This is a genomic window from Streptomyces sp. NPDC059564 (genome assembly GCF_042735575.1).
Lineage (GTDB): Bacteria > Actinomycetota > Actinomycetes > Streptomycetales > Streptomycetaceae > Streptomyces.
The window spans coordinates 1-9,758 of record NZ_JBHWBP010000291.1 but is presented as its reverse complement, the minus strand read 5'-3'; the positions used below and the strand labels follow the sequence as shown (position 1 = coordinate 9,758).

Annotated in this window: 2 protein-coding genes; both read left to right on the top strand. The window is 74.7% G+C overall.

Features of this window, described 5'->3' with window-relative positions:
* Positions 1-2,478, top strand: a 2,478-nt coding sequence (locus ACFV0Q_RS32145) for an SDR family NAD(P)-dependent oxidoreductase (protein WP_385010131.1), incomplete at its 5' end; no start/stop codon positions are given.
* A 48-nt stretch (positions 2,479-2,526) separates the two neighbouring features.
* Positions 2,527-9,758: type I polyketide synthase (locus ACFV0Q_RS32140; protein ID WP_385010133.1), on the top strand; the 7,232-nt coding region annotated here is incomplete at its 3' end.

Sequence of the window (9,758 nt, the reverse complement as noted above, 5' to 3'; positions counted from 1 at the left end):
TGTGTGAGCACCTTCCTGGAGATCGGCCCGGGCGGCGTCCTGACCGCCATGGCCCAGTCGGTCCTCGACGGCGGCCCTGCCGTCATCCCCGTCCTGCGTGCCGACCGCGCCGAGGGCCTGGCCGTCACCACCGCCCTCGCCCGGCTCCACGTCCACGGCACGCCCGTCGACTGGACGGCCGTCCTCGCCGGACGTGGTGCCCGGCTCATCGACCTGCCCACCTACGCCTTCCAGCGCGAGCACTACTGGCTCGAAGCAGCCGCGGCCCCCGCCGTGGCCGCCCGCGGGGCCGGAGCCGACGTCGCGGCGGAGGCGGAGTTCTGGGAGGCGGTCGAGAGCGGGCGGCCCGAGGCACTCGCCGAGCGGCTGGGCGTGGAAACCGGGGCATCCCTGGATTCGCTGCTCGGCGCGCTCTCCACCTGGCGCCAGGAGACCCGTAGCCGCTCCGCCCTGGACGGCTGGCGCTACCAGGCGGTGTGGCAGCCGCTCACCGACACGCCGTCCGGCCCGCTGTCGGGCACCTGGCTGGTCGTGGCGCCGGACGCCGAGACCGCCGAGCCGTACGCCCGCACGCTGCGCGACCGGGGCGCCCGGTCGTTGTGCGTCACCGTCTCCGACCGGGCAGCCGACCGCGAGGCGCTCACCGCGCTGCTGCGGGATGCGGTGCCCGCGGACGCGGCACCCGTGGCCGGCGTGCTGTCCCTGCTGGCCCTCGACGAAGACACCCACCCGGTCCACACCGGCCTGCCGACCGGCCTGACGGCCACCGTCGCGCTCGTACAGGCCATGGGCGCGCTGGAACTGGACGCGCCGCTGTGGTGCGTCACCGCCGGCGCCGTGTCGGTGAGCGGATCCCAGCCGGTCACGCGGCCGCTCCAGGCCCTCGTATGGGGTCTCGGACGGGCGGTGGCGCTGGAGACCCCGCAGCGCTGGGGCGGTCTGGTCGACCTCCCCGGGACGCCGGACGAGCGGACGCTCGCGCTGCTGGCCGGCGTACTCGGTGGCGCCGACGGCGAAGACCAGCTCGCGGTCCGCGCCTCCGGGGTGCTCGTCCGCAGGCTGGCACGGATGCCCCGCGGCGCGGGCGGCGGCACCGACGGCGTCTGGAAGCCGCGCGGCACCGTACTGATCACCGGCGGCACGGGCTCGCTCGGCGGGCACGCCGCCCGCTGGCTGGCCGAGGGCGGCGCCGAACACCTGGTCCTCACCAGCAGGCGCGGCGAGGCGGCCGAAGGGGCGTCCGAACTCTCCGCCGAACTCACGGCGCTGGGCGCGAGGGTGACGATCGCCGCATGCGACGTCGCCGACCGCGCGGCACTCGCGGACCTGCTGGACACGCTCGCCGACGACCCCGCACCGCTGACCGCCGTCGTGCACGCCGCGGGGCTCCCGCAGTTCTCCGCCCTCGCCGACACGAGCCCGGCGGAACTCGCCGCCGTCGTATCGGCCAAGGTCACCGGTGCGGTTCAGCTGGACGAGCTGCTCGGCGACCGCGACCTGGACGCGTTCGTCCTCTTCTCGTCCGTCTCCGGCGTGTGGGGCAGCGGCAGCCAGGCCGCCTACTCCGCGGGCAACGCCTTCCTCGACGCCCTCGCCCAGCACCGCCGGGCCAGGGGACTCGCCGCGACCGCCGTGGCCTGGGGCCCGTGGGCCGAGGGCGGCATGGCGGCCGACGGCGGAGCCGAGGAGTACCTCCGGCGCAGCGGACTCCCTTCGCTGCCCCCGGCCCTCGCCGTCTCGGCGCTCCAACTCGCCATGGACCGCGACGAGACCGCCGTGGTGGTGGCGGACGTCGACTGGCCGAGGTTCGCACCGTCCTTCACCATCGGCCGGCCGAGCGCGCTGCTCGCCGACCTCCCCGAAGCACGGGCGGCGCTGGACGGCGGCGCGGCCGACGGTGACGCCGGCGGCGACCGGGGCGACGCCGCCACCGCCGCCGCGGACCTCGTACGGAGGCTCTCCGGCCACACCCCGCAGGACCGGCACGACCTGTTGCTGGAACTGGTCCAGAAGGAGGCCGCGGCCGTACTGGGATACCAGCGCAACGACGCGGTCGAGCCCGACCGCGCCTTCCGGGACCTGGGCTTCGACTCGCTCACCGCCGTCGAACTCCGCAACCGGATCGGCACCGCGACGGGGCTGCGGCTCCCGATGACGATGGTCTTCGACCACCCCACCCCGGGCGCGCTCACCGACCGGCTGCTCGGCGAACTGCTCCCCGAAGCAGCCGACGACGGCCACCCGGACGACGCCCGCGTACGGCAGGCCCTCGCGTCGATCCCGCCGGCCCGCCTGCGCGAAGCCGGGCTGATGGACACCCTGCTGGACCTGGCCGCCGGGGCGTCCGGCGGCGGGACGCGTCCGGACGGCGCGTACGCCGCATCCGACCCCGAGAGCGGCCCGGACGCCGAGTCCGCCATCGCGGAGATGGACCTCGACAACCTCATCGAACTGGCGCTTGGCGACAGCGAATCCTGATCAACGGCCTGAGTACGGGAGCACATGATGACCACACCGGACGAGAAGATCGTTCAGGCACTGCGGGCCTCCCTCCAGGAGACCGAACGGCTGCGCCGGCAGAACCGGAAACTGACCGCCGACTCCCGCGAGCCCATCGCCATCGTCGGCATGAGCTGCCGATTCCCTGGCGGGGTGACCTCGCCCGAGGACCTGTGGCGGCTGGTCGCGGACGGCGGCGACGCGATAGCCGGCTTCCCGGCCGACCGGGGCTGGGACCTGGACGCGCTGTACGACCCCGACCCCGACCACGCGGGCACCTGCTACGTACGGCACGGGGGGTTCCTCGACGGCGTCGGCGAGTTCGACGCCGGGTTCTTCGGCATCTCGCCGCGCGAGGCGCTGATGATGGACCCGCAGCAGCGGCTGCTCCTGGAGACCGCCTGGGAGGCGTTCGAGCGGGCCGGCATCGACCCGGCGACCCTGCGCGGCAGCCGAACCGGGGTCTTCGCCGGTACCAACGGCCAGGACTATGCACGGCTGTCCACCTCCCCGGAGGACTTCGACGGATACCTCGGCACGGGCAACGCCGCCGCCGTCATCTCCGGACGCCTCGCCTACACCTTCGGCTTCGAGGGGCCCGCGGTCACCGTCGATACGGCGTGCTCGTCGTCGCTCGTCGCCCTGCACCTCGCCGCCCAGGCGCTGCGCAAGGACGAATGCTCGCTGGCCCTGGTCAGCGGCGTGACGGTCATGTCCACCCCCGGCGCGTTCATGGAGTTCAGCCGGCAGCGCGGGCTGGCCGCCGACGGCCGGTGCAAGCCGTTCTCCGCGTCCGCCGACGGTACGGGCTGGTCCGAGGGCGTCGGCATCCTGCTGGTCGAGCGGCTCTCCGACGCCCGGCGCAACGGCCATCGCGTGCTGGCCGTGGTCCGGGGCAGCGCGGTCAACCAGGACGGCGCGTCCAACGGCCTGACCGCCCCCAGCGGCCCCGCGCAGCAGAAGGTCATCCGCCAGGCCCTGGCCAACGCGGGCCTCACCGGCGCGGACGTGGACGCCGTCGAGGCGCACGGCACCGGCACCTCGCTCGGCGACCCGATCGAAGCCCAGGCCCTCCTCGCCACGTACGGCCGGGACCGGCCGGCCGCGCGGCCGCTGCTGCTCGGCGCGCTCAAGTCGAACATCGGCCACACCCAGGCCGCCGCGGGCGTCGCCGGCGTCATCAAGATGGTCATGGCCATGCACCACGGGGTCCTTCCGGGCACCCTGCACCTCGACGAGCCCTCGCCGCACGTGGACTGGGCGGCGGGCGCCGTCCGGCTGCTGACGGAGCCGGTCGACTGGCCGCGGGGGGAGGGGCCGCGCCGGGCGGGCGTGTCCGCGTTCGGGGTCAGCGGCACCAACGCCCACGTCGTCCTGGAGGAACCCGCCGCCGAACCGGCCGCCGACGGCACCACGGAGCCCTCCCGGACCCCTCTCCTCTGGCCGATCTCGGCCCGCAGCCCCGAGGCACTCCCCGAACAGGCCCGGCGACTGCTCTCGTACGCGCAAGCGCACCTGCGGGTCCCCGCGGCAGCCATCGCCCAGGCGCTGGCGACGACCCGTGCCGGGCTGCCCCACCGCGCCGCCGTCGTAGGCCGCGACCGCGACGAACTGCTCACCGCCCTCGCCGCCTTCGCCCGCCACGAGCCGACGGGCCACGTCTTCGACGGCACGGCGGCACGCAAGAACAGGGTGGCGTTCCTGTTCTCGGGGCAGGGCAGCCAGAGACTCGGCATGGGGCGTGAACTGTACGCCGCCTTCCCGGTGTTCGCCGAGGCGTTCGACGCGGTGTGTGCCGCGCTGGACGTCCACCTCGAACTCCCCCTGAAGAGCGTGATGTTCGGCCAGGACGAGGAGCACCTCAACCGGACGGCGTACACGCAGCCCGCGCTGTTCGCCATCGAGGTGGCGCTGTTCCGGCTGCTCGGGGCGTGGGGCGTGCGGCCCGACGTGATGTCCGGGCACTCGGTGGGCGAGTTCGCGGCGGCCCATGTGGCGGGCGTGCTGTCACTGCACGACGCGGCGAAGCTCGTGGCGGCCCGCGGCCGCCTGATGCAGGCTCTCCCGGCCGGGGGAGTGATGGTGGCGGTCCAGGCATCGGAGGACGAGGTACGGGCCCTGCTGGCCGGAAACGAAGAGCGTGCGGGCATCGCCGCCGTCAACGGCCCCTCGGCCGTGGTGGTTTCGGGCGCCGAGGACGCCGTGGCGGCGGTCGTGGCAGGGCTGACGGCCCAGGGCCGCAAGACGAAGGCCCTCTCCGTCTCGCACGCCTTCCACTCGCCGTTGATGGACCCGATGCTGGCCGACTTCCGCAAGGTCGTCGAGAGCGTGACCTTCGCCGAGCCGGCCATTGCGGTGGTCTCCACGGTCACGGGCCGCCCGGTGACGGCCGGGGAACTGGCCGACGCCGAGTACTGGGTGCGTCAGGTCCGCGCGGCCGTGCGCTTCGCGGACGCGGTGGGGGCACTGTCGGACGCCGGAGCGTCGGTGTTCGTCGAGATCGGCCCCGGCGGCGTACTGACGGCCCTGGCCCAGTCGCTGCTCGACACGCAGCCGGCGGTGGCCCTGTCGGCGCTCCGCACGGACCGCCCCGAGGACCTCGCGGTCGCCTCCGCGCTGGCCCGGCTCCACGTCCACGGTGTCGCGCTCGACTGGACCGCACTGCTCGGCGAGCGCGGCCCCGTACTCCCCGACCTGCCGACGTACGCGTTCCAGCGCAGCCGGTACTGGCTGGAGTCGACGGCCTTCTCCGGCGGCCGGCCCGATGCCGGGACCGTGGACCCGGCAGAGGCCGGGTTCTGGGAGGCCGTGGAGAGCGCGGACCTCGAAGCCTTCGCGGAACGGCTCGACCTGGCCGGTGACGCGCCCCTCAGCTCGGTGCTGCCCGCGCTCACCCTGTGGCGGCGCAGGCACCGCGAGCGGTCCACCCTGGACGGCCGGCGCTACCGGACCGTCTGGAAGCCCGCCGCGCCCGCGGCCATCGAGATCCGGTTGCCCGGCACCTGGCTCGTCGCGGCACCCGCCGGCCGCCTGGAGGACGGCGACCCGTGGGTGGCGGCCGCGCTGCGGGCCCTGCGCGACCACGGCGCCGACGTACGCCCCGTACCCGTAGAACCCGGTGCCGGACGGGCGGACCTCGCCGACCGGCTGCGCACCGCCGCGGCCGACGGGGCCGTGGCCGGAGTCCTCTCGCTGCTGGCGCTCGACGAGCAGCCGCACCCCGCCCACGCAGTCCTCCCGGAGGGACTCGCCGCGACCCTGGCGCTCGACCAGGCCCTCGGCGACGCCACCCTCGGCGCCCCCCTGTGGTGCGCGACCCGGGGCGCCGTGTCGACGGGATCCTCCGACCCGCTCCGCAGCCCGCACCAGGCACAGGTCTGGGCACTCGGCCGCACCGCGGCACTGGAGCACCCCGCCCGCTGGGGCGGCCTGCTGGACCTGCCCGACGTACTGGACGACCGCACGGCACGCCGCTTCGCCGCAGCGCTCGCCGGCGCCCACGGGGCGGAGGACCAGCTGGCCGTACGGGCCGCGGGTGTCTTCGTACGACGCCTGCAGCGCTCCCCGCAGGGCGCGGCCGCGCAGAGCGGCGCGACCGCCGGGTGGCAGCCGCGCGGCACCGTGCTGATCACCGGTGGTACCGGCGCCCTCGGCGCGCACGTGGCCCGCTGGCTGGCCGGCGCCGGCGCTGAACACCTGGTGCTGACCAGCCGGCGCGGAGCAGCGGCGGCGGGAGCCGGTGAACTCCGTACCGAACTGGAGGAACGCGGCGCGAAGGTCACCATCGAGGCCTGCGACATCGCCGACCGTGACGCCGTGGCGCGGCTCCTCGACGGCCTCCCCGGGGAACACCCGCTGACCGCCGTCGTGCACGCCGCCGGCGTGGGCACACCCGGCATGCTGGACGAGACGACACCGCGGCAGTTCGCGGACGTCCTCGCCGCCAAGGCTGCGGGCGCCCGGCACCTGGACGACCTGCTGGGCGACCGCCCGCTGGACGCCTTCGTCCTCTTCTCGTCGATCTCCGGCGTATGGGGCGCTGCCGGGCAGGCCGCGTACGCGGTGGCGAACGCCTCCCTCGACGCGCTCGCCGAACACCGCCGGGCGCGCGGGCTCACCGCCACGGCCGTGGCCTGGGGGCCGTGGGCGGGCGGCGGAATGGTCGAGGACGGCGACGCCGAGGAGCGGCTGCGCAAGCGCGGACTCCCCGCCCTCGACCCGGCCTCGGCACTCGCGGCGCTGCGCGGAGCCATGGACCGCGACGAGACGACGGTGACGGTGGCCGACGTCACCTGGGAGCGCTTCGCGCCCTCCTTCACCCTGCTCCGGCCCAGCCCGCTGATCGACCAGATCCCCGAGGCCGCCGCAGCCCTGGCCGCCGCCGCGGCGGACTCGGCTCCGCCCGGCACCGCCCAGGGCGAACTGCCCGAGTTCGTCCGCCGGACCATGGCCCTGACCGGGTCCGAGCAGGCCCGCGCGGTCCTCGCACTCGTACGGCGCGAGGCGGCGGCCGTACTCGGTCACGCGGACGCGGACGCGGTCGCGGCCGACCGCGCCTTCCGCGAACTGGGCTTCGACTCCCTGACCGCCGTCGAACTGCGCAACCGGCTGAACAGGGCGACCGGTGTCCACCTCCCGGCCACCCTCGTCTTCGACCACCCGTCCCCGGCCGTACTGGCCGCACACCTGCTCACCGAGCTCACGGAGGCCGCCACCGGCCGGGCCGCCGCGAGCACCCGCCCGCCGGCAGCGGCCCGCACCTCCGAGGACGGCGAGCCCGTCGCGATCGTCGCCATGAGCTGCCGCTACCCCGGCGACGTACGCAGCCCCGAGGACCTCTGGCGCCTGGTCGCCGAGGGCCGCGACGCGATCGGCGGATTCCCCGCCGACCGGGGCTGGGACCTCGACTCGCTCTACGAGCCGGACCCAGACCGGCCCGGCACGACGTACGCCAAGGACGGCGGCTTCCTCTACGACGTCGCCGAGTTCGACCCGCGGTTCTTCGGGATCTCCCCGCGCGAGGCCCTCGCCATGGACCCGCAGCAGCGGCTCCTCCTCGAAATCGCCTGGGAGGCGTTCGAACGCGGCGGCCTCGACCCCACCTCCCTGCGGGGCAGCAGCACGGGCGTCTTCATCGGCTCCGGCTACCAGGACTACGCGGCACGCCTGCTGAGCGTCCCGCAGGACCTGGAGGGCTACATCGGCACCGGAAGCTCCGGCAGCGTCGTCTCCGGCCGGATCGCCTACTCCTTCGGCCTGGAAGGGCCGACGCTGACGGTGGACACGGCGTGCTCGTCCTCCCTGGTCGCCCTGCACCTCGCCGCCCAGGCCCTGCGGCGCGGCGAATGCGACCTGGCCCTGGCCGGCGGTGTGACGGTGATGTCCAGCCCCAACGCCTTCATCGAGTTCAGCCGGCAGCGCGGTCTGGCCGCCGACGGCCGCTGCAAGTCCTTCGCGGCCGCCGCCGACGGAACGGGCTGGGGCGAGGGCGCGGGCATGCTGCTGGTGGAGCGGCTCTCCGACGCCCGGCGCAACGGCCACCAGGTGCTCGCGGTGCTGCGCGGATCGGCCGTGAACCAGGACGGCGCCTCGAACGGGCTGACCGCCCCGAACGGCCCCGCGCAGCAGCGGGTCATCCGCCAGGCCCTGGCCGACGCGGGCCTGTCCGCATCCGACGTGGACGTGGTGGAGGCGCACGGTACGGGGACGAGGCTGGGTGACCCGATCGAGGCGCAGGCGCTGCTGGCGACGTACGGCCAGGACCGTCCGGAGGACCAGCCCCTGTGGCTGGGCTCGCTGAAGTCCAACATCGGCCACACCCAGGCCGCCGCCGGGGTGGGCGGGATCATCAAGATGGTGCAGGCGATGCGACACGGCGTCCTCCCGAGGACGCTGCACGTGGACGCGCCGACCCCGCACGTCGACTGGTCGGCGGGTTCGGTCGAGCTGCTGACCGAAACCGTCGACTGGGCGGCCGACGGCGAACGCACCCGCCGCGCCGGAATCTCCTCCTTCGGCGTGAGCGGCACCAACGCCCACGTCATCATCGAACAGCCCCCGACGCAGACCCCGGCCCCCGAAGAGGCGCGCCCCGAGCCGGGCGTCGTCCCGTGGCTCATGTCCGGCACCAGCCCGGAAGCCCTCCGCGACCAGGCCGCACGCCTCCTCGCCCACATCGAGAGCCACCCGGAGCTCGAACCGGCCGACGTGGCACTCTCGTTGGCCACCTCGCGCGCCGCCCTGGAACACCGGGCGGTGGCGCTGGGCACGGTCCTGGAGGAGTTCCTGCCGACGCTGCGCGCACTGGCGGAGCCCGACACGACCGGAACGGCGGACCCGGCACTCCGTGGCACTGCTTCCTCGGAAGGCCGTACGGCGTTCCTGTTCTCAGGGCAGGGGAGTCAGCGGCTGGGGATGGGGCGTGAACTGTACGCGGCCTTCCCGGTGTTCGCGGATGCGTTCGATGAGGTGTGTGCGCATGTGGACGGTCATCTGGAGCGTCCGCTGCGGGACGTCGTCTTCGGTGAGGACGCGGAACTGCTGAACGAGACCGGTTACACGCAGCCGGCTCTGTTCGCGGTCGAGGTGGCGCTGTTCCGGCTGGTGGAGTCCTGGGGCGTGCGGCCGGATCTGGTGGCCGGGCATTCGGTGGGCGAGTTCGCGGCGGCCCATGTGGCGGGGGTGTTCTCGCTGGAGGACGCGGCGCGGCTGGTGGCGGCGCGCGGCCGGCTGATGCAGGCGCTCCCGGCCGGGGGTGTCATGGTCGCGGTACAGGCCTTGGAGGAGGAGGTACGGGAACTCCTGGCCGGTTCCGAGGGCCGTGCGGGTATCGCCGCGGTCAACGGGCCCTCGGCCGTGGTGGTTTCCGGCGCGGAGGACGCCGTGGCAGCCGTCGTCGACCGGCTGTCCGCTGACGGGCGCAAGACGAAGGCGCTCTCCGTCTCCCACGCCTTCCACTCGCCGTTGATGGACCCGATGCTGGCCGAGTTCCGCAAGGTCGCGGAAACGGTCACCTTCGACGCCCCGCACGTGCCGGTCGTCTCCACCCTCACCGGTCTTCCGGTCTCGGGCGAGGCGTTCGGCTCCGTCGACTACTGGGTGCGCCACGTCCGCGAGGCGGTCCGTTTCGCCGATGCCGTCACGTCCCTCGCCGACGAGGGTGTCGGCACCTTCCTGGAGATCGGCCCGGGCGGTGTCCTGACCGCCATGGCCCAGTCGGTCCTCGACGGCGGCCCTGCCGTCATCCCCCTCCTGCGGAC